The following is a 19719-nucleotide window of genomic DNA, read 5'->3' on the forward strand; positions in this document are numbered from 1 at the left end:
GCTGCACCGCTGAATGCAACAATAGAAGATAAGAAGATTGCCGCGACCTACAGGGGCATAGCCATATCCGTCTGTACGTCTTCCCTATTCGTCTTTACAGACGAGTAAAGGTCTTACTTTTTGCGTGGAGCGATAACGTGGATCGGGTGACCCATTACCAGCTCAGCTGCTTCCATTACGATCTCGCCCAGTGTTGGGTGAGCGTGAATAGTCAGTGCCAGATCTTCAAGGGTAGCGCCCATTTCGATTGCCAGACCCATTTCAGCGATCATGTTGGAGGATTCCAGACCTACGATCTGGCTACCCAGCACGATACCTGTTTCTTCGTCAGCAACGATTTTTACGAAACCTTCAGTGTTACCGAGGGAAGTCGCACGGCCGTTACCAGCGTAAGGGAATTTGCCTGCGGATACTTTGTAGCCTTTTGCTTTTGCTTCAGTCTCAGTCAGACCTACGCTTGCGCATTCAGGATCAGTAAACGCTACAGCAGGTACACATTTGTAATCGATCACGGAAGGCATACCAGAGATTGCTTCTGCAACCACTTTTGCTTCGTAAGAAGCTTTGTGTGCCAGTGCTGGACCTTCAACGATATCACCGATTGCATAGATGTGTGGAATGTTAGTGCGACCTTGATGGTCGATTTTCACCAGACCACGATCAGTCAGCTCAACATCGATCAGATCAAGACCCAGTTCGCCATCTGTGTTAGGACGACGACCAACTGTAACGAGCAGGTAGTCTGCTGTCAGCTCTTGTTCTTTACCGTCTACAGTGAATTTCACAGTAACGTCTTTGTCGGTTTGTGTAGCACTTTCCGCTTTAGCGTTTGTGAAGATTTCTGCACCGGATTTTTTCATGTTTTTCGCTACCAGTGTAGTCATATCTTTATCGAAGCCTGGCAGGATGGTATCCAGACCTTCAATGATTGTAATTTTAGTACCGAATTTAGCATACATTTGGCTCAGCTCGGCGCCGATGTATCCACCACCGATAACGATCATCGATTTTGGAATCTCAGGCAGGTTCAGAGCTTCTGTCGAGGACAGAATGCGACCACCGAATGGGAATGCTTTCAGCTCGATTGGACGGGAGCCAGTTGCAATGATGCAGTTTTTGAAACGGTAGCGCGGGGACTCATGGTCGTTGAACAGACGCGCTTCGTTTTGGTTGATAAACATACACTCGCCATGGAATACTTCCACTTTGTTGCCTTTCAGCAAACCGCTTACGCCGCCAGTCATTTTTTTAACTACGCCATTTTTGAACTCTTGCGTTTTACCGAAGTCAACTTGTACGTCGCCTACAGTAATACCGAATTGTTCGCCGTGCTGTGCAGCTTCAAACTGGTGAGCAGCTGCGATCAGTGCTTTGGAAGGAATACAACCACGGTTCAAACATACGCCACCAAGCTCAGACTTGTCGACGATCAGAACTTTTTGACCCAGTTGCGCAGCGCGGATAGCGGCTACATAGCCACCAGGTCCCGCACCAATTACTAACGTTTCAATATCGATAGAAGCATCTCCTACTACCATTGAATTACACCTCCATAGTTAACAGCTCAGGGTTAGCGAGCAGTGATTTGATATGGTTCATAAAGTGTTGTGCAGTTGCGCCGTCAATAATACGGTGGTCAAAGCTCAGGGACAGTGCCATTACTGGTGCTGCTACCACTTCGCCGTTTTTGATAACCGCTTTTTCGCTGATGCGGCCTGTACCCAGGATCGCAACTTCAGGGAAGTTGATGATTGGAGTAAAGAACATACCGCCAGCAGAACCGATGTTAGAGATCGAGATTGTGCTGCCTCTCATCTCGTTAGCAGCCAGTTTGCCATCGCGTCCACGAACAGCCAGATCGTTGATTGTATCAGCGATCATGAAGATGCTCTTACGATCAGCGTCTTTAACAACCGGTACGATCAGGCCGTTAGGCGTATCTGTTGCAATACCGATGTCGTAGTGTTTTTTGTATACAATTTCTTCTGTTTTTTCGTCGATCGAAGCGTTCAGAGCCGGGAACTGACGAGCAGCCGACACGAGTGCTTTTACGATGAATGGCAGGTAAGTTACTTTTGTACCGCGTTTTTCAGCCAGTGGCTTCATACGTGTACGGAATGCAACCAGCTCAGTAACGTCTACTTCGTCCATGATCGTTACGTGTGGAGCTGTGTATGCGGATTTAACCATAGCGTTAGCGATAACTTTACGGATACCTTTGAATGGTACGCGCTCTTCTTCGCCTGCTGCGGAAGTTGTAGTAGTAGATGGCGCTGCTGCGGATGCTACAGGTGCTGCTGCTTTTTCTTCAGCTGCTACTTCTGCTGTCGCGCTAGAAGCTTGACCTCCACCTTGTTTGAACGATTCAACATCTTCACGAGTGATTTTGCCGTTGTTGCCAGTACCAGAAACCTGGGACAGATCAACGCCTTGCTCACGTGCGAATTTGCGAACGCTTGGTGTAGCCAGTACATCTTTGTTCGGTGCAGCTGGAGTCGAAGCATTAGTTGCTTGACCGTCTTTTGCATCAGATGGGCTGGAAGCTGCTGGAGAAGAAGTTGTGTCTACTCCACCTTTAGCTGCGTCTGTTTCTTGACCGCTCTTTTGCTCTGGTGCAGACTCTTCTGCTGGCTCTTCATCTTGATCTGGAATATCGCCAGTCGCATCGATGATCGCTACAGTTTCGCCTACGTGACATACTTGACCATCAGCAGTCAGTACTTCAAGCACAGTACCTTCTACTGGACAAGGAACCTCAACAACTGCTTTATCATTTTGTACTTCCATGATAATGCTGTCGTCTGTTACTTTGTCACCTGGTTTAATGTGCATCTTGATGATTTCGCCCTCGTGCAGACCTTCACCAAGCTCTGGAAATTTATATACGAATCTTGCCACTTGCAAAACCTCCCTGATTAAAATTGTTGAACAGCACTGAAAAGGCCTTTATTTCAACAATCGTTGATAAGTAATATGTGTAGTTCTTGTTGTATAGTGGCTGTATAGCAGCCAGTGGGCAAGCCAAAAGGCGCCTGTAGAAAGTTCCGCTGCTCACCATCTTCCCGGGATGGAGGGGTCGCAGTCGGATGCCATCTTGCAAACCGCCTTTTGTTCCTTGCACCTTTAATTCATCAAGCGATGAACGTGAGCTCCGGCAACGCCGGAAATCTCATTAGAAGTTCATTACTTTGTCTACAGCGTCGATGATGCGCTGAGGTGTTGGCAGCCAAGCGTCCTCGATTTGAGCAAATGGATAAATAGTGTCCGGTGGGCAAACGCGCAGAACCGGAGCTTCCAGATGCAGAATCGCTTTCTCGTTGATTTGAGCCATAACCTCTGCTGCGATACCCGCGCTCTTTTGAGCTTCTTGAACAACGATCGCACGGTTTGTTTTTTGTACGGAAGTGATAATTGTATCGATATCGATCGGGCTCAGAGTGCGCAGATCGATAATTTCAGCATTGATGCCTTTTTCAGCCAGTTGATCTGCTGCTTTGGTTGCTGTGTGAACAGTCATACCATAAGTGATCAGCGTTACATCGGAGCCTTCACGAACAACGTTCGCTTTACCGATTTCAACTGTGTAAGCTTCTTCCGGTACTTCTGCACGGAATGCATGGTACAGGTTAAGATGCTCCATGAAGAATACAGGGTCGTTTTCACGGATCGCCGCGATCATCAGACCTTTTGCATCGTAAGGGTTCGAAGGGATAACAACCTTGATACCCGGGGTTTGTGCCAGCAGACCAGACAGATCGTCTGTGTGCAGCTCAGCCGCTTTTACGCCGCCACCGTAAGGTGTACGGAATACGATTGGTGCATTGTAGCGACCGCCGGAGCGATAACGCAGACGTGCTGCTTGAATCGCCATTTGATCCAATGCTTCAAAGATAAATCCAACGAATTGGATCTCAGCGATTGGACGGAAGCCCTGGATACCCAGACCGAATGCCAGACCGCCGATTGCGGACTCAGCCAGTGGTGTATCGAATACACGCTCTTCGCCAAACTCATCTTGCAAACCTTCTGTCGCGCGGAATACGCCGCCGACTTTACCTACGTCTTCACCAAAAATGAGCACGTTAGGGTCATTTTTCATCTCGACGCGGATTGCGTCGCGAATCGCTTCTTTCATATTCATTTGTGCCATTTGCTTCATTTCCTCCTTAAACATTTCACTGTTCATGTTCACGCATCAAGGATGTGCTGGTTCGTACTATGCTAAAACCTCATGGCCCAGAAGCGGGCCGCATGTCGATCTTATTTGAAGTCTGCTTTTTGCTCTTCCAGATCGTGAGGTGTAGTTTCGAACATGCTGTCGATCAAGCCAGTCACAGTCATTTTCTCTGTTTTCTCAGCTTTTTTGATCTCTTCGTTTACTTTTGCTTTTGCTTCTTCACGTACGCGCTCTGTATCTTCGTCTGTCCACAGGCCTTTTTCAGCCAGGTATTTTGCCAGACGAGCGATAGGATCCTTCTCGCTCCAGATGCCCTCTTCGTCTTTTGTACGATATTTACTTGTATCGTCAGACATGGAGTGCGGACGGAAACGATAAGTCAACGCTTCGATCAATGTAGCACCTTCGCCATTACGTGCGCGCTCTGCTGCTTCACGAACCGCAGTGATAACCGCGAAAACATCCATACCGTCAATTTGTACGCCAGTGATACCAGCGGAAACCGCTTTGTGAGCGATCGACAGTGCAGCTGTTTGTTTTGCAAATGGAGTTGTGATTGCATAGCCGTTGTTTTGTACGAAGAAGATTACTGGCAGCTTGTAAGCACCTGCATAGTTCAGACCTTCGTAGAAGTCGCCCTCGGAGGAACCACCGTCACCGGTATAAGCGATAACAACTTGTTTTTGTTTTTTCAGCTTGTAACCCATAGCGATACCCATCGCGTGCAGGATTTGTGCACCGATGATGATCTGAGGCATCAGAACGTTTACACCCTCAGGGATGCGTCCGCCTTCTTGATGTCCACGGGAGTACAGGAATGCTTGATACAGTGGCAGGCCGTGCCATACCAGCTGCGGCATATCGCGGTAACCTGGGCAAACGAAATCTTCTTTTTCCAGCGCGTATACACTACCAACCATTGTTGCTTCTTGACCGGATACCGGTGCGTAGAAACCAAGACGGCCTTGACGACCCAGGTTTACTGCACGGTCATCCCAAGTACGTGTAAATACCATACGGTACATAATTTCTTTCAATTGATCATCAGTCAGATCAGGTACTTTGTCAGGGTTGACAATTTTACCTTCTGGGGAGAGAACGGAAAGTGCTTCCACTTCTTCCGTATAAACTTCATATGGAACCTTGCTCATTTTATTCACCTCAATAAAAAATTTGAATATCATGTTCCGCTGTTATAGAATTATTATACACCTGTTCTACTCGGTTCGTCAAAGCATACATTGAAATTCTTGTGTGATAGCTATTATTGTATATATAACAGGTGGGGTTTAATAATATAACAGTTTGATCAAATTTAAATACATTTCGTGAAAATCACACGACTCCATCTTAACGCATCGTTTAACCCATTGCAAAAATTACGATAGAAAAAGGTGACCACCATGACAGATTCACGCTACTTGAAACGAACAATCTTAAAAGAGGAAATTCAAAGCCGCCATCTGGGTGAAGCTCGCACGCTTCGCATCTATCTGCCACCCGGCTATAATGAATTGCTCAGCTATCCGGTCATTTATTGCCAGGATGGTGAAGAATTTTTCAACTTTGGTCGTATTGCTACGTACGCCAATCAACTGATTCTAGATGAAAACATCGAGCCATTCATCGTTGTTGGCGTAGAGGTAAATACCAAAATTCGCACCCAGGAATACGCGCCATTCGGCAGCCGCTTTGAAGCGTATACCGCTTGCTTCGCAGAGGAGATCATTCCTTATATTGAAGAAAAGTATCCGGTACGCCGTTCTGCGGACGAGCGTGTACTTGCTGGCGATTCCCTTGGCGGCAGTGTTTCCGTTCATATCGCACTTCGTTATCCAGAGCTGTTCCGCCGCATTATTAGCCTGTCCGGTGCGTATTATGAACAAAGCCAGCAGCTCATCGCTGCCGAATCCGATCTGTCTGCACTGGATGTGTACATGATCATTGGCTTGCAGGAAACCGATTTTGAAAGTGATACCGGCGTATACGACTTTGTAAAGCTTAACCAGGATACACGCGACCTGCTGCTAGAACGCGGCGCCACGGTTCGCTATGCCGAGAAAGATGGCAAGCATCTATGGGGCTTCTGGCAAAAGGAACTACCTGACGCGATCAAGTATTTTTTGCAGGAAGTATAAGGACTACAGCATAAGTGTAAGCTGTTCGCTTTCTCGTTTCCCCCTATGCCATGGCATGCTGCTGGCACCTGCTATAGTTCGCACGGATGATCAGGTCGATACAATCGAACAGAATGGGACGGCACATGGATCATTAGTTATCCTGCTTCCGTCTCTTCTGCTTCGTTATGTATGGACAAGATCACCCATCTGCTCTGCATAGCATGTTGCTCGTAGCTGGCGAGTAGAACATGGGTTGTTGAATTCGTTTCTACGTGTCTGTGATGGTTTGTTCATAACTTATTACATTTAAATACAGGGATTCAAACGGTGTTCTTCATTTGTTTGCGCTTACAATTCGAGATAGATGAATCATTTTGCTGAGGTTAATGCCTTTTTATACTTTATGAAAAGAAACCCGCAGCTCCCATCCTCTATTGTATCGGCGTGAGCAAAAGTTGCGCAACTGTTAATTTCCTTTTACAGTTACGAATAGAACCGATTGTTCGGCACCTGCGATCAATGCCACAATCCGACTTATTTTATACAGAAAGAAGGGAATTTCATGGCTGCAAAACGCGCTCTTATTTTCTCCGGCGGTCAGTTACATCCTGATTTTTTAAAGGAGATTCGTGAAGATGATCTGGTCATTGGTGCTGATCGTGGTGCGTTATTTTTGATTCAGCATGGTGTACAGCCACAGCTGGCCATCGGTGATTTTGATTCCTTGAACGATCAGGAGACAGAGCTGGAGCAGATTCGTCAGCAAGCTGGTGAACTGGTTGTGTATGATCCGATTGAGAAGGATCTGACCGATACCGAGGCTGCTTTTGAAGCGGCAATGGAACGTCATATCGATGAGATTGTTATTTTCGGTGCGCTGGGTACGCGATTTGATCATTCGATCGCCAATGTACAGCTACTCATTCGTGCTCTTCATCATCAGGTGAGCTGCGCCATTAAGGATATGCATAACTACATATCGCTGACCTCCACCACATCCGTTATTCAAAATCAAGGCTATCCTTATGTATCGCTACTGCCGATCACGTCCGAGGTTACTGGCATTCACCTGACAGGGTTCCAGTATCCGCTTGAAAATGCAACGCTGCGGATGGGACATTCGCTCGGGATTAGCAATAAGCTTGCCGCAGAGCAAGGTACGGTATCTATTGAAGGCGGATTGCTGCTTATTATTCAGAGTCGCGATTAGCTATAGCTGCTTTGGATTCAGATTAGAACAGGTATCCGTATTGTGATGGACGATGACCATTTTGCTTTATTGCCTTATTTCAATCAGCTCTGGCTGTTCTACTAGCTTGATAATTCAGTATAGATTATCTGACTACAATTCCGTATGATCTTTTATACATCTTCCTTTTTGTTCGTTATTTGCTTGAGAGAAGAGAAGATCAACTTTTTGTATTTATTTTAATTTAAACTTCAAGAAAACTATGAAAAACGATGTAAGCCTAATAACGCTTACATCGTTTTTTTGTGGTTTTTCCACTGTTTTTCAAAATAGCTTTTAATGAGCCATTTTTTATATTCAAAAATTTTTTATTCCATAGGAGCAATGGTCATTTTAAACATATAAAATTCATTTCGCTCTCCATATATCGATACGTTTAGCCAAAATAACGATGGTAAATTGTACGTGCCTCTGCTATATCCTTTGTACCGTGAACCATCACGCGACCATCTCCAAAAACAACCATCCGTCTTCCCTGCTCCAATGTCATCGATAGCAAAAACGGATTGACGGTAATCTCATGCTGTCCAAGCCCTTTTAATCGACTCGCTGTCTGCTGAAGATCAAGCGCCTGACGCTGTGCCGGACGAATCTGCACGGTATCTCTACCGCATAGTACCTCGGACTTGCTCTGCGCATCGCGGCTCAAATGCGGATACGTTGGCTCCTGTCCACATGACGGACAGCCTGGCCGACGAGCGCTGTTCATTTTGATCGATACCTGCTCGTTGCGCCATAGATCAAAGGATAGCAAAGTACCGCGTAGCTGCTCCTGCTTGCCACTGAGTAGCTTGATCGCTTCTGTCGTCTGGTGAGCAACGACCATCTGTACAGCTGGAGGAATGATGCCCGATGTATCACAGGTATCTCCACCAAGCGGCGCTGTCTCCATCAGACATTGCAGACATGGCGTCACACCCGGAATGATGGTAAACGTAATCCCGTAGCTTCCTACACAACCACCATAGATCCATGGAATATTGTTTTTTTGCGCCATATCGTTAATGAGCAATCGCGTCTCAAAGTTGTCTGTTGCATCCATAATCAGATCTACACCCTCGATCAGCTCCTGTAGCTCATCGGCGGTGACATCTGCGATATGTGCATCAATACGTACGGTCGAGTTAATTTGCTGTAAACGCTGCTGAGCAGCGATCGCTTTGGGTACACGCCCTGCCGCATCCTCCTCGCTAAACAGCTGCTGACGCTGCAAATTACTCCATTCTACATAATCACGATCTACGATCGTCACATGACCGACTCCCGCACGTACGAGCGTTTCTGCCGAGCTGGAACCAAGTGCTCCTGCGCCAACGATTAGTACAGAGGAGCGTCCAAGCTGCTCCTGTCCGCTCGTTCCTAGTGGTGCAAATAATTCCTGACGTGAATATCGGCGATGCGGATCGGTCATTATAGGATCTGTATTATTCGACAGACGCGCTTCCGTCTGTTCATCGTTGTTGCGAATCAAGTTGTTATCATCCCTTCTGTAGGGCTACTTGCCACCGCATACTGCCTGATCGGAATCATGCCTGCCTCTCTGCCCAGACGCCCAGCTTCAACGGCGAGCTTCATTGCAGTTGCCATTTGCACCGGATCAGTCGCACCGGATACTGCGGTATTGAGCAGCACTGCGTCCGCTCCGAGCTGCATCGCGTAGGCAGCATCGACAGGAGATCGAATCCCTGCATCAACAATAACAGGCACCTCTGCATCACCAATAATCCATTCCAGTGCAGACGGATTCAAAATTCCGCGCCCTGAGCCGATCGGTGAGGCACCTGGCATGACGGCATGTACACCCAGCTGCTGTAGCCTTTTTGCCAGCATATAATCATCGGAAATGTAAGGCAGCACCGTAAAGCCATCGGCTAGCAATATCTCGCATGCTTTATACGTTTCCAATGGATCAGGTAAAATAAGCTGATCATTTCCAATAACCTCGACCTTTATCATATCACATAATCCAGATGCTCTGGCGAGGCGTGCAATACGCACCGCTTCCTCTGCGGTATGCGCTCCAGCTGTATTCGGCAGCAGCTTATACCTTTTCAGGTCAAGTCGTTCCAAAAAATTAGGCTCATCCGGTTGATCCAGATTCAAGCGACGTACAGCAAAGGTTAACACCTCTGTGCCTGATGCCTCCACGGCGCGTGCCTGTACATCCAGATCGGTAAATTTGCCCGTACCGAGTAGCAGTCGTGATGCAATGTGATGCTGTCCTATTGTTAACATGTTCAGCCACCTCCTACAAAATGTACAATTTCTAACCGATCTCCCGATTGCAGCTCGGTCTGCTGATGCTCATGCTTTTGCAAAATGTGTTCGTTATGCTCAACAATGACCATTTTATTCGCTAGCTTCAGCTCGTTTAACAATTCATCTACGGTTTGCACGGGTGTAGGGAATAAGCGTTCATCTCCATTAATAATTAGCCTCATCATCAGGACTCCCTTACGTTATGACCTGTTGCTATACCTCCACGCTGATATCTATTCGATGCAGAGGATAGTTGATATAATGCTCGTTCAGGACGGAAAGCATGCGGGATGAACGTATCTTTCCCTGTTGTGATCGCTTCTGTCATGAGCTTGGCCGTTCCAGCTGATAGCAAAATGCCATTGCGATAATGTCCGGCTGCAACCCAAAGCCCTTGCAGCTCTCGCACGGGACCAATATAAGGAAGCTCATCCGGTGTACCCGGGCGAATCCCTGCCCAGCAGCGTACCAGCTCGCCTTTTGTCAGAATCGGAACATAGCGCTGTGCCCTCATTAATAGCTCGACAACGGCACCTGCCTCAACAATTGTGCTATGCTGTCCGGGCTTACTTGTCGCTCCCACCCATATACGATGAGGATGCTTCGGTATGATATAAATGGTATCGCTATAAATCGTATGATGCAGCCAAGGTATCGGCGTGCGAATCTCCATCAATTCCCCTTTTACAGGCAAAAAGGGCAATCGTAATCCTTCAGCAGCCAGTAAGCGCGATGTGCCCAGACCAGAAGCAAGCACTACCTGATCTGCATACAGAATGCCATGCTCTGTAATTACACCATGGACAAGGCCGCGACCATTAGGCTCACGTAACAGACGAATCACCTCTTGATCGCTATGAAGTGTACCTCCCAATCGAATAAATGCCGCCACATAAGCTTCAGTCAACAAGGAAGGAACAAGCTGTGGCTCGGCAGGATTGTATAGCATACCATCCTCAGCGCGCACATTCGGTTCTTCTGTCGCTAAACGCTCGTTATCCCACCATTCCATTCCCTTGGCCTGAGCTTCGCTAATGCGGCGCTGACGGCTTTCCCAATCCATATCCTGCTGATGATGAATAGGTAGTAGAAACCCTTCCGTGCGTAAGCCGATATTTATACCTGTCAGCTCATGCAGCTGTTCGCTTAGCTGTGAATACAATGCTCGACTTTGAAGAGCAAGCTCATACAGCTCTGGTGCAGCAAAATGCTCGGAGCTGGCTGCCAGCATTCCTCCTGCTGCACCGGATGCACCGGACGCAGGCTGATGCTTTTCAATCAATGCTACACGCATACCCTTTTGCACCAGTTCATATGCAATGCTTGCACCGATTGCTCCACCGCCAACTACGATCACATCGTAATGACCATTACTTCTCATTCTGGGTCACTTCCTATTTGGATTTTAGTTGCTTCCGCCTTAGTAAGCTCTTTTTGATAACGCTCAAGCTGGCGCTCGGGCTGCTCTGCCTCGAAAATACCAGACATCACAGCGATACCTGCTACACCCATTGCATGTAATTCGCGCACATGCTGCGGCTGAATGCCTCCAATTGCAATAACAGGGATGTGCAGCGTGTTACACAACTCCTTCACTGCTACAAGCCCACGCGGAGGAATACCAGGCTTGGAGCTTGTCGCATACACATGACCAAAAAACACATAATCGCAGCCTTCCTGCTCTGCCCGTTTCCCACTATCCATGCTATGAACCGATCGCCCCACACGTAATGACGAACGGATTCTCGTACACTCGTGTTCAGAAGCAGATTCAGCTAGCTGTACCTGTTCTGGTAAATGAATACCACCAAGCTGCATGTCCAGTGCCAGCAGAGGATGCCCATTCAGTACCAGCTTAGACGCTGGTATTCCCTGCTCCAGCAATTGATGAGTAAATCGCTTCATCTCCTGCGAAGACCAGCTCTTCTGACGAATATGAATAGCATTCACATAGGGATAAACGCAGCTGGCAACGTCGATCAGACGCTGACGATGCAGCTGCTCTGGTGTGATCACATGTATTTCCATCAGCGTACTATGCCCCCTCTACTACGTCTGTATGAACCCTCACACAGGATGTACCTGCTCAAGATCATGTACGAAAGGTCATGTACTGGGCTACCGTGTCCGTTCACTTCTGTTTATGAAGCTGCGTTGATAGCGACTCAGCCGGCTAATGAAACGCAAAAAAGCCACCTCCCCGTTCAGGAAAGTGGCTGTTTATCGTATCGTTACGTATAAACATCGTCCACATCAGGCATACACGTATATGTATTTCCCAATGATGATTGAAGTCAAACTCAGTTACGTATTTGCATGATTGACAGTATGTACGGGTCATAATGGGTTCCTCGCCATAAGCGATAACGCCGTCATTACAACCTGCAACGATACAAACTTTATCCATGATCGCCATTCCCGATCAAAATGGGCACAGACGAGTACGTCAACATACGAACTATACGCAAATGGAGATATGCTTCTTCCACTTCCCTACGCTGGTATGATCCAGATCAGGTACAAAGGGTTCGACAGATCACCTGTCATCTCAGCCTTAAAGGCTCCCCCAGTGCAAATTATATATAATGCTCTCACTTCATTAAGCATTCCCATCTTAGCAAAACATAACAGATAAAGCAACTGCTACAGAGTGCTTCATCGCATAGTCATCGCTTGATCTAGCATAGATACGATTCGATCTATGCTTTGGTTCATGCGCTTTAATTCCTATTCTTTACTTCATGCTTTCATGCATCGAATGCGAAAGTCGAGTGGCTAATGCCTGCGCTGCTTGATCTGTATATTGAATATGCTGAACTCTGTTATATTCTCTAATGGTACGAAGCGATGGCTGCGGTGCTCCTTCTAGCTGCTCAAGCCCTTCCAGAATCGCAGTCGTCAGCTCAAAAGATTGACGGAAAAATTCACCAGCTTGCTCCTCCGGCCAATCCAGCATTAACCTGTAGCGCATAAAGGATAACAAGCGGCGCGAATTCCAGGCATCATGAAATGGCTGACAATCGCGAATCGCATAGAGCGGACGCTTCAATCCAAACGTATGATTAATATGTGCAAGATTAATCTTGCTTTCTGCCCGGTAAGCCCCCAGAACTGGAATCCAGCAGGAAGAGGCTGCCCAATCTGCATAAGCTGGATGAGCAAAGAAATGATGAAGCTGCTCCATATGTTGGCTGAGATTCACAACGACCAGATCAGCCATTTCCAGTAACGGCAGCTTATCCTCGCCTGCCCCTGCATCCAGTACAACTAGATCGTACGCCTCACCAGCAGCAGCAAGCAAGGAGCGCCAGAAGCCATCTCCAAAGCCAGCATCCTCATGACTGTGCCGTGTTCCGGATAATAGATCCAGTCGTCCACGGATTAGCGGAACCATGTAATCCGACACATTATGACCATTTAAAATACCGGATTGCTGCAAATAATGCAGACGATCAATACCAGGGCCTTCCATCCAGACTTCAGCAGCCTTCTCTGCCAGATCCTCTACACAGGCAGATTCCACTCCATGTCCTCGATGTCCATTATGACAAAGCAATAAACGCGCTCTATATTGCAGGGCTGTCGTTATAGCTGCAATCGCTGTATGTGACGAGGTTTTACCATGACCGGCATCAGGACTCCAAAACATTACCGTTGTCATATTTGCTCCCCCTTTGGCATATCGATAGGCTCCTGATCTGAATATAATGCCCTCCGCAATCGTCCGTACACCAGCTTGCTTTCTACCATCTGATTCACTTTCTTAACGTTATGAGAAAGTATAACAACGGCTTAACACACCATCTAATCATTCATTGCTAGATTACTTGTAATATCATATGTAGTGGTATTCTTCACTACAAGTTGCCTACTCATTAAGCTTATACTATATCGACTTCAGCTTTAAAGGGATAAAAGGACGAGTCTTACCTGCTCCTATAGCCCCTTCAACTGCATCAATTTTAGTCAAAAATTTGCGCAATTTGAAAGTTCATCTTTTTGCTCTATGTCTAACGTCTCATTCTTCGCTTGTACAGGTACAAACGAATCAAAATAACTGTAACCCGAATCGGAATTTGCGCTTTTTACGGACAATCGGAAGATAACGCTGTAGCAGTACAGCTAGCTGCATAGCAATATCTTCATCCTCATCAAATGGATCGGGCTGCCAAGGTAACGCATAGACCTGGTCAGTAGCCAGCTCTTTGCGCAGTCTTCGTACTGCTTCATCCTGTGCAAGTGGCAGACAATAATGCCATTTTTCCCGTGAGTATTGCTTTAATGCTGTCATCATCTCGATCACATCCTGATAGCGCCATTCTGCACCAGAGCCAATAATAATCGGCATATCTGCACGCAGGAACTCCTCCAGTCGATCATTTTGTCTATATCGACCTAGATCAAGCACGATAAACTGGTAGCTCCCACTCAGCAGGGAAACTACCTCTGCACGTGCAGCCTCACGCCAGTAATGCACGCCTTCCAGCTCAAACTGACGCGATTCACGCAGTCGCTGCTGTTCATTCATACCTGTTACCGCGACCTGCTGAATACGGGCAAAGGCTCCCGGGTCACTATTCATTTCTACCAGTGCTACAGTATGATTCATTCGCGCCAGATAATGAGCTAGCATAATCGCTGTATGAGTTGTGCCTGTGCCTGAGCTGGCTCCAAGCAATGCGATCACCTGGGTTGTTTTATTCCACTGGATGATCTGAGTCGATGCTCTACCTTGACCATGTGAGCGCTGAAGCGGCTTCACATAAAGCGCCTGTCTTGCCTCACTGGCAGACTGAAAACGATGCGATGGATCGGGCTGCAATAAACGCTGTAGCACCTGTACAGCATGCTGAGGCATATCTGTCCGTATCAGCCCCTCCATCCCAGCTAGCCATTCACTATACATGCCGCCAGTTGCCAGATAGAGCAACAATGCACCCAATCCATACAGATCAGAGCGATGATCCGTCTGTCCTCCCCCATATTGCTCTGGCGCCGCAAAGCCCACTGTTCCTAGCTTGATTGTATCCTGGCTTTCCTCTGGCTTAAACGTACGTGCAATGCCGAAATCGATCAACCGTACATCACCATCAGGTGTAATCATCACATTAGACGGCTTCATATCCCGAAAAACAATGGGCGGCTCATGCTGGTGCAAATATTCCAGTACACGGAGTAGCTGATCACCACAACGCAAAATAAAAGGTACATCTACCTGCTCTGGATGAGTGCGAAACTTCTCCTCCAATGTCTCGCCACGGATATAATCCATGACCATATACGTATATCCCACTTCATCTCCATTAATAAAATCAACAATACGCGGTAAAAACGGATGACTGAGCGTAGTTAACATTGCCGCCTCCGCTGCTGCTTCCCGATATTTATTAGAGATTGCAATCGTTTCTTTAATCGCCCATTCCTTGCCGGGCAGCTTCAGATCATGCGCCAGATACACCTGACTCATGCCTCCATGCCCCAGCCTGCGCACAATTTGATAACGATCATCCAGAATCATGCCTTCATGTAAAGTCGTTGGAAATGCCATCGCATAGTCCCCTTTCTTTGTCGCCATTTCAATATAATAAAAAAAGCATCTCGTCTGCACATCGAGCTACGATAGCCCTGCAGTGCAGACGGGATGCTTTCCCTGTCCATTAATATGAATCTAATCGAATTATAAAAGATACAGCTAGCAAAGTAAAGACTGTTATCTGACGCCTACGTCTTCCATATCGTAGGATAAAACATCACTCATGCATTATGATGCTATCCGTTAGAAGTACACAGCTACATTCTAACTTAACCCTGGCTTACTTTTGTGCTGCAAAAGCATCACGGTTACGCTGTACCTGCTTCACATGAGCTTCCAGATGCGTGATGCATAGCTTGTCGATCAGCATACGTGCTGTAATTTCGCCATCCTCATTATGCATGCCGATCCGCTGTTGATCATCCTCCGTTACCGTTTCCAGCACCGGTGCAAATGCACGACGCAGCGCAAGCAACGCCTGCAAATGATGCTCCAGATCAAGCGACGCATAAGTCAATCTGCGCGCCCACGCATCCTGATCGAATGCGATCAGCGTAGGTCGCTCTTCAGACAGTACCGCCTTCAGACGATGCTGTAGTACAATTTCCGTATCTACCAAATGCACAACAATTTCATGAATACTCCAGGCGGTCTCCGTAGGCTTGAATGTAACTTCAGCCTCTGGCAAAGCACGAATCATCTCAACAAAACGTTCCATATCAGGCAAATAACGATAAATTGAATTTTGCATCATGCACATCCTTCTTCAAGATATACAGCAACTACATATTAATATTTTACCATATACAACGTAATTTCATCACGATTGTGAAATAATTGTTTGGCACGCTGAATTTGCAGACGTGCTTCTTCAAACGATTCCATGACCTCGCGGATAACAGCAAGTGGCTTTTTGTGCATTAGCTTCACCGTTACAATAACTGTTCCGCCTGGCTGCACTGCATCCAGCAAATCGATGACCAGACGTGCTGTGAGCTTTGGACTCCAGCTCATATCACATACGAGCAGATCAAATTCACCTGCGCTGAATTTCACATCAGCGGCATTACGGCGAACCGTTTTGAGCTGCGGATGATTTTGCAGGCTAGGGTGCATTTTGGCAGGGTCTACAGCAGTCACCTGCAGACCACGCTCCAGCAGGAACGATGTCCAGCCTCCTGGTGCTGCACCAACATCCAGTGCACGACGAAAGGCTGTAAAGTCGATGCCAAATACCTTTTCCGCTTCTAATAGCTTAAACTTGGCACGCGAAATTTGACCTTCCTCACGCTGGAAACGAATCGCTCCACCGTTCCAATCGGACAGATTGTCCTCAGGCTTGGAAATCCCTGCATACAGTCGATCCGCTGTCCATAATACCGACACGATCAGCTCCGGCTGCTGCACTGTAAATTCTGCATGCAGTTCAGCAAGTCTTTCCTCTAGCTGATGACGAAGCTCAGAGGCATTGCTATCATCCGTCTCGGCATCCCCTGTTTTGCGAACCTGTAACGCAATCGTTTTACCATATAGCTCCTCACGCTTGAGCAGCAGTGCCGCCAGTGCATCCAGCGGTTGCTGCTCCTGCTCTGTCAGTTGCTCTAACACAAGATCATAGCGTACAGGCTGAATATGTCGTAAAAACATCAGCGGCTGTGCTTGCAGACGATGGAGCACCTGCTCTGCATCCGCAGGCAGTGTTAGTAACAGCACTTCTCCCGGTACAAGCACCGAGCTTTTTACCGAGCCAAATGCTCGCTTCAATTCCTCCTGCGCATAAGCAGCAAAGCCATGATTGGCTGTACCAATCCAGCGTGATTCCGCTGGTTGAATCGTTTCCTGTTCGTTCATGAAATAATCTTTAGCCTCCAGTCATTTATACCGCAGTACCACGTACATGCTCGATCATACGTTGTACCGATTCAAGCCGATACAGCAGCCGTGGCTGACGTTCACGCCATGCCTCAAATACGATCAGGCACGGAATACTGGTCAGCTGTAGCTCCTGTACAAAGCGCGGCGCAAAATTAATATTCAGCGCATACACCTGTTGTTCGGGCAATAACGGCAATGCCGCTTCCAGCATACGTCTGCCCATTTTACATGTTCCACACAGCGGCGTATAGGCATAGAGCACAACCGATTCACCCGACTCTTTAGCCAATTGCATCGCCTGCTGTTCATTCAGTTCCTGTATCATATTTCTACCTCCTGTACGAGCGAGCCATCTTGCTTACTTCTGAGCTGTACGTGCAATCTGCTCCAGACGCTCAGCCGGAATCGGGCCATTGTGCAAAATCACATGCTCTGGCTTCGCCTGATACAGCAGCTCATACATGCTCTTTTTGCCAGACATGCTGGACGTATGCAAATAAATCTCCCGTGCATACAGCCCTTCGTGAATCATGGCCTTCACCACGTCTGTACCATCCATCTGTCCCCATCCAAGCTCATGATCCAGCGATAAAATGTCCACTTCGCATTCGCGCAGCATCATCAGACATTCCTCGCCATCTCGAGCAAGTGCAAAGCCTGTCGGACAGGGACGATAATCATCTAAATACAGATGGATCATAGCGGATTCCTCCATCCACGCTTAGTTTTCAAATTGGGAAGCTGGACAGTAGTACGCTTTTTTACCTGCCACTTCCATTTTGGTCACCTTATCATCTGAAGAACGCACGGATGGCTCACCTTCACGCTCATATACACGGCGCAGCGCATGGAAGCCACCTGTTAACGAATCATTCGCTGTCAGCGGTTGCCCTTCCATATGCCCTCCTGCATCAATCGCTTCCTGTAGCACATTACGCATGGCTTCATATAGCTTGCCCAGTGATTCCTCTTCCAGCTCCTGCACCTTTGCAGAAGGCAGGATACCTGCGGTAAAGGCAATCTCGTCAGCATAATAGCTGCCAATCCCTGCGATCAGCGACTGATTCATCAGCGCTGTTTTCAGTGCACTGCGGCGTCCTTTTAACAGCTTGATGAATTGCTCGCGTGTCAGCTTACGATCCGTTGCTTCCAGACCTAGACCGGCAAAGTATTCCTGCGACTCCCGCGCAGAGCAATAGTGGAATACGCCCTGACGCCCGGCGGTGTAATACAGGGAGCTACCATCTTCAAATTGCAGCTCTACATCGCATTTGCGATCTTCATTTTGCTCACGCAGACCATAATAAAGCGAGCTACCTGCCACGATGCTAATCAGCAAACGATGTCCGCTATGCAGGTGCAAATTCAGATATTTCCCCCGACGTTCAATAAAGGCAATACGATTACCGCTAAGCATCAGGTTTACTGGATCTGCCTCTACATTCGCTACGCGCGCACGATGGATCACCAGCTTCTCAATCGATGTGTTCAAAATATAATGAGTCAGTTGTACTTTATAATTTTCAATTTCTGGCAATTCAGGCATAGTGTTGTCCCTCTCTCTCTATTAATAAAAAACAGCTTTAACCGTTCTATCGTTCATGTATTCACTGTGATCATTTTATACCAGATGCAGGCACCTTATTCATTATCATCTGCCGAGCTTCTTAGCCCTGCAACCGCCTGTCATCTCTAATTATGATTACAAACGAGATAGCTGATCTAACTGCGCAGGATCGATCTCACTCAATGACTGACATACTTGATCAGCACGTACACCTGTCTGTGCCTCATGCTGGGATAGATTCTGTTCGGTCGTCACACCGGTCATCACCAGAATGGTTGGACAGCCAGCGGCTGCACCAGCAGCAATATCCGTCAGCATATTGTCACCAACGACAATGGCATCCTCAGCAGACAGACCGATTCGTTGTAATGCATATTCCATCAGGATTGAGGAAGGCTTACCGATTACGACAGGCTCTACAGTCGTTGCGGCTGTGATCGCTGCGCCCAGTGTACCTGCACCGGGTAACAGACCATCATGCGATGGAAGCTGCAAATCTGGATTGGTCAGCACAAAGCGCGCTCCCCCACTAATCAGACGAAGCGCTATCGTCAGCTTGTCATATGTAAAGGAACGATCAATCCCTTGCAGCACATAATCCGGCTGTTCCTCGCTCACCTTTAATCCAGCAGCCTGTACAGCAGCTACAAGTCCAGGCTCACCGATCACATATACGGAGGCACCTGGCTGTTCACCAGCAATATAGGCAGCAGCAGCCAATGCTGAGGTACACACCTGATCTGCTTCGGCTTCAATACCAAGCTCCTGCATATGCGCAGCCACACCCTCAGGAGTACGTGACGAATTGTTCGTCACAAACAGATACGGTATGCCCGCCTGCTTGAGACGCGCGATCCAATCAGCCGCACCAGGAATTACCCGGTTACCATGATACAATGTGCCATCCAGATCAATCAGTAATCCTTTTCCATTTGCCAT

Annotated in this window: 19 protein-coding genes and 1 riboswitch; of the genes, 2 read left to right on the forward strand and 17 right to left on the reverse strand. The window is 47.5% G+C overall.

Features of this window, described 5'->3' with window-relative positions:
* Window positions 1–113: 113 nt before the first annotated feature.
* The 4 genes from lpdA to pdhA form a co-directional block, all read right to left on the reverse strand.
* The gene (lpdA, locus tag IEX62_RS20385) at window positions 114–1538 is read right to left on the reverse strand and encodes a dihydrolipoyl dehydrogenase (protein WP_188777732.1); all 1425 of its coding nucleotides are present in this window, start codon (window positions 1536–1538) and stop codon (window positions 114–116) included.
* 4 nt (window positions 1539–1542) lie between these two features.
* The gene (locus tag IEX62_RS20390) at window positions 1543–2898 is read right to left on the reverse strand and encodes a dihydrolipoamide acetyltransferase family protein (RefSeq protein WP_188777734.1); all 1356 of its coding nucleotides are present in this window, start codon (window positions 2896–2898) and stop codon (window positions 1543–1545) included.
* Between the two features lie 274 nt (window positions 2899–3172).
* Window positions 3173–4150 carry an alpha-ketoacid dehydrogenase subunit beta gene (locus tag IEX62_RS20395; RefSeq protein WP_188777735.1) on the reverse strand — a complete coding sequence of 326 codons (978 nt, stop codon included), beginning with the start codon at window positions 4148–4150 and terminating at the stop codon, window positions 3173–3175.
* Window positions 4151–4260: 110 nt separating this feature from the next.
* On the reverse strand, window positions 4261–5328 hold the full coding sequence (gene pdhA / locus IEX62_RS20400) for a pyruvate dehydrogenase (acetyl-transferring) E1 component subunit alpha (protein WP_188777737.1): 1068 nt from the start codon (window positions 5326–5328) through the stop codon (window positions 4261–4263).
* 252 nt (window positions 5329–5580) lie between these two features.
* On the opposite strand from pdhA, the gene IEX62_RS20405 reads away from it, so the two are divergent.
* Window positions 5581–6315, forward strand: coding sequence for an alpha/beta hydrolase (locus IEX62_RS20405; protein ID WP_188777738.1), 735 nt, complete (start codon window positions 5581–5583; stop codon window positions 6313–6315).
* Window positions 6316–6859: 544 nt separating this feature from the next.
* Entirely contained in the window at window positions 6860–7507 is a 648-nt protein-coding gene (locus IEX62_RS20410; RefSeq protein ID WP_188777740.1) for a thiamine diphosphokinase, read from the forward strand.
* Window positions 7508–7922: 415 nt separating this feature from the next.
* Here the strand turns inward: IEX62_RS20410 and IEX62_RS20415 are convergent, their stop codons facing one another.
* The 13 genes from IEX62_RS20415 to nucF all read right to left on the reverse strand — a co-directional run bounded on the left by IEX62_RS20415 (window position 7923) and on the right by nucF (window position 19719).
* A complete protein-coding gene (locus IEX62_RS20415; RefSeq protein WP_188777840.1) occupies window positions 7923–8957 on the reverse strand; it encodes a MoeB/ThiF family adenylyltransferase in 1035 nt (344 codons plus the stop codon).
* Between the two features lie 56 nt (window positions 8958–9013).
* Window positions 9014–9781, reverse strand: a complete 768-nt coding sequence (locus IEX62_RS20420; RefSeq protein ID WP_188777742.1) for a thiazole synthase — start codon at window positions 9779–9781, stop codon at window positions 9014–9016.
* Between the two features lie 2 nt (window positions 9782–9783).
* Entirely contained in the window at window positions 9784–9987 is a 204-nt protein-coding gene (thiS, locus tag IEX62_RS20425; RefSeq protein WP_188777842.1) for a sulfur carrier protein ThiS, read from the reverse strand.
* Between the two features lie 2 nt (window positions 9988–9989).
* Complete coding sequence (thiO, locus tag IEX62_RS20430; protein WP_188777744.1) at window positions 9990–11186, reverse strand: glycine oxidase ThiO; 1197 nt, start codon at window positions 11184–11186, stop codon at window positions 9990–9992.
* A complete protein-coding gene (locus IEX62_RS20435; RefSeq protein WP_188777746.1) occupies window positions 11183–11833 on the reverse strand; it encodes a thiamine phosphate synthase in 651 nt (216 codons plus the stop codon). The genes thiO and IEX62_RS20435 overlap by 4 nt, the downstream gene beginning before the upstream one ends.
* A gap of 445 nt (window positions 11834–12278) precedes the next feature.
* A riboswitch (TPP riboswitch) is annotated at window positions 12279–12383 on the reverse strand.
* 156 nt (window positions 12384–12539) lie between these two features.
* Window positions 12540–13466 carry a hypothetical protein gene (locus IEX62_RS20440; protein ID WP_188777748.1) on the reverse strand — a complete coding sequence of 309 codons (927 nt, stop codon included), beginning with the start codon at window positions 13464–13466 and terminating at the stop codon, window positions 12540–12542.
* 387 nt (window positions 13467–13853) lie between these two features.
* Window positions 13854–15353, reverse strand: coding sequence for a serine/threonine-protein kinase (locus tag IEX62_RS20445; protein ID WP_188777750.1), 1500 nt, complete (start codon window positions 15351–15353; stop codon window positions 13854–13856).
* A 265-nt stretch (window positions 15354–15618) separates the two neighbouring features.
* Window positions 15619–16092, reverse strand: a complete 474-nt coding sequence (locus tag IEX62_RS20450; RefSeq protein WP_188777752.1) for a DinB family protein — start codon at window positions 16090–16092, stop codon at window positions 15619–15621.
* A gap of 35 nt (window positions 16093–16127) precedes the next feature.
* A complete protein-coding gene (locus tag IEX62_RS20455) occupies window positions 16128–17189 on the reverse strand; it encodes an SAM-dependent methyltransferase (protein ID WP_188777754.1) in 1062 nt (353 codons plus the stop codon).
* Between the two features lie 25 nt (window positions 17190–17214).
* Window positions 17215–17538, reverse strand: coding sequence for a YbbN family protein (locus tag IEX62_RS20460; protein ID WP_188777756.1), 324 nt, complete (start codon window positions 17536–17538; stop codon window positions 17215–17217).
* Between the two features lie 33 nt (window positions 17539–17571).
* On the reverse strand, window positions 17572–17913 hold the full coding sequence (locus tag IEX62_RS20465) for a cyclic-phosphate processing receiver domain-containing protein (RefSeq protein ID WP_188777758.1): 342 nt from the start codon (window positions 17911–17913) through the stop codon (window positions 17572–17574).
* Between the two features lie 21 nt (window positions 17914–17934).
* Window positions 17935–18759, reverse strand: a complete 825-nt coding sequence (locus IEX62_RS20470) for an Fpg/Nei family DNA glycosylase (RefSeq protein ID WP_188777760.1) — start codon at window positions 18757–18759, stop codon at window positions 17935–17937.
* A 156-nt stretch (window positions 18760–18915) separates the two neighbouring features.
* Entirely contained in the window at window positions 18916–19719 is an 804-nt protein-coding gene (gene nucF, locus IEX62_RS20475) for a 5' nucleotidase NucF (RefSeq protein ID WP_188777762.1), read from the reverse strand.

It is taken from the genome of Paenibacillus hunanensis (assembly GCF_014645615.1).
In the GTDB taxonomy this organism is placed as follows: Bacteria; Bacillota; Bacilli; order Paenibacillales; family Paenibacillaceae; genus Saccharibacillus; species Saccharibacillus hunanensis.

Coding starts and splice junctions, on each gene's coding strand:
- IEX62_RS20470 (WP_188777760.1), bottom strand. CDS start 18,759: ATGCCTGAATTGCCAGAAATTGAAAATTATAAAGTACAACTGACTCAT.
- lpdA (WP_188777732.1), bottom strand. CDS start 1,538: ATGGTAGTAGGAGATGCTTCTATCGATATTGAAACGTTAGTAATTGGT.
- IEX62_RS20415 (WP_188777840.1), bottom strand. CDS start 8,957: ATGACCGATCCGCATCGCCGATATTCACGTCAGGAATTATTTGCACCA.
- pdhA (WP_188777737.1), bottom strand. CDS start 5,328: ATGAGCAAGGTTCCATATGAAGTTTATACGGAAGAAGTGGAAGCACTT.
- IEX62_RS20465 (WP_188777758.1), bottom strand. CDS start 17,913: ATGATCCATCTGTATTTAGATGATTATCGTCCCTGTCCGACAGGCTTT.
- IEX62_RS20395 (WP_188777735.1), bottom strand. CDS start 4,150: ATGGCACAAATGAATATGAAAGAAGCGATTCGCGACGCAATCCGCGTC.
- IEX62_RS20445 (WP_188777750.1), bottom strand. CDS start 15,353: ATGGCATTTCCAACGACTTTACATGAAGGCATGATTCTGGATGATCGT.
- IEX62_RS20435 (WP_188777746.1), bottom strand. CDS start 11,833: ATGGAAATACATGTGATCACACCAGAGCAGCTGCATCGTCAGCGTCTG.
- IEX62_RS20440 (WP_188777748.1), bottom strand. CDS start 13,466: ATGACAACGGTAATGTTTTGGAGTCCTGATGCCGGTCATGGTAAAACC.
- thiO (WP_188777744.1), bottom strand. CDS start 11,186: ATGAGAAGTAATGGTCATTACGATGTGATCGTAGTTGGCGGTGGAGCA.
- IEX62_RS20460 (WP_188777756.1), bottom strand. CDS start 17,538: ATGATACAGGAACTGAATGAACAGCAGGCGATGCAATTGGCTAAAGAG.
- IEX62_RS20420 (WP_188777742.1), bottom strand. CDS start 9,781: ATGTTAACAATAGGACAGCATCACATTGCATCACGACTGCTACTCGGT.
- IEX62_RS20410 (WP_188777740.1), top strand. CDS start 6,860: ATGGCTGCAAAACGCGCTCTTATTTTCTCCGGCGGTCAGTTACATCCT.
- nucF (WP_188777762.1), bottom strand. CDS start 19,719: ATGGCAAATGGAAAAGGATTACTGATTGATCTGGATGGCACATTGTAT.
- IEX62_RS20450 (WP_188777752.1), bottom strand. CDS start 16,092: ATGATGCAAAATTCAATTTATCGTTATTTGCCTGATATGGAACGTTTT.
- thiS (WP_188777842.1), bottom strand. CDS start 9,987: ATGAGGCTAATTATTAATGGAGATGAACGCTTATTCCCTACACCCGTG.
- IEX62_RS20405 (WP_188777738.1), top strand. CDS start 5,581: ATGACAGATTCACGCTACTTGAAACGAACAATCTTAAAAGAGGAAATT.
- IEX62_RS20455 (WP_188777754.1), bottom strand. CDS start 17,189: ATGAACGAACAGGAAACGATTCAACCAGCGGAATCACGCTGGATTGGT.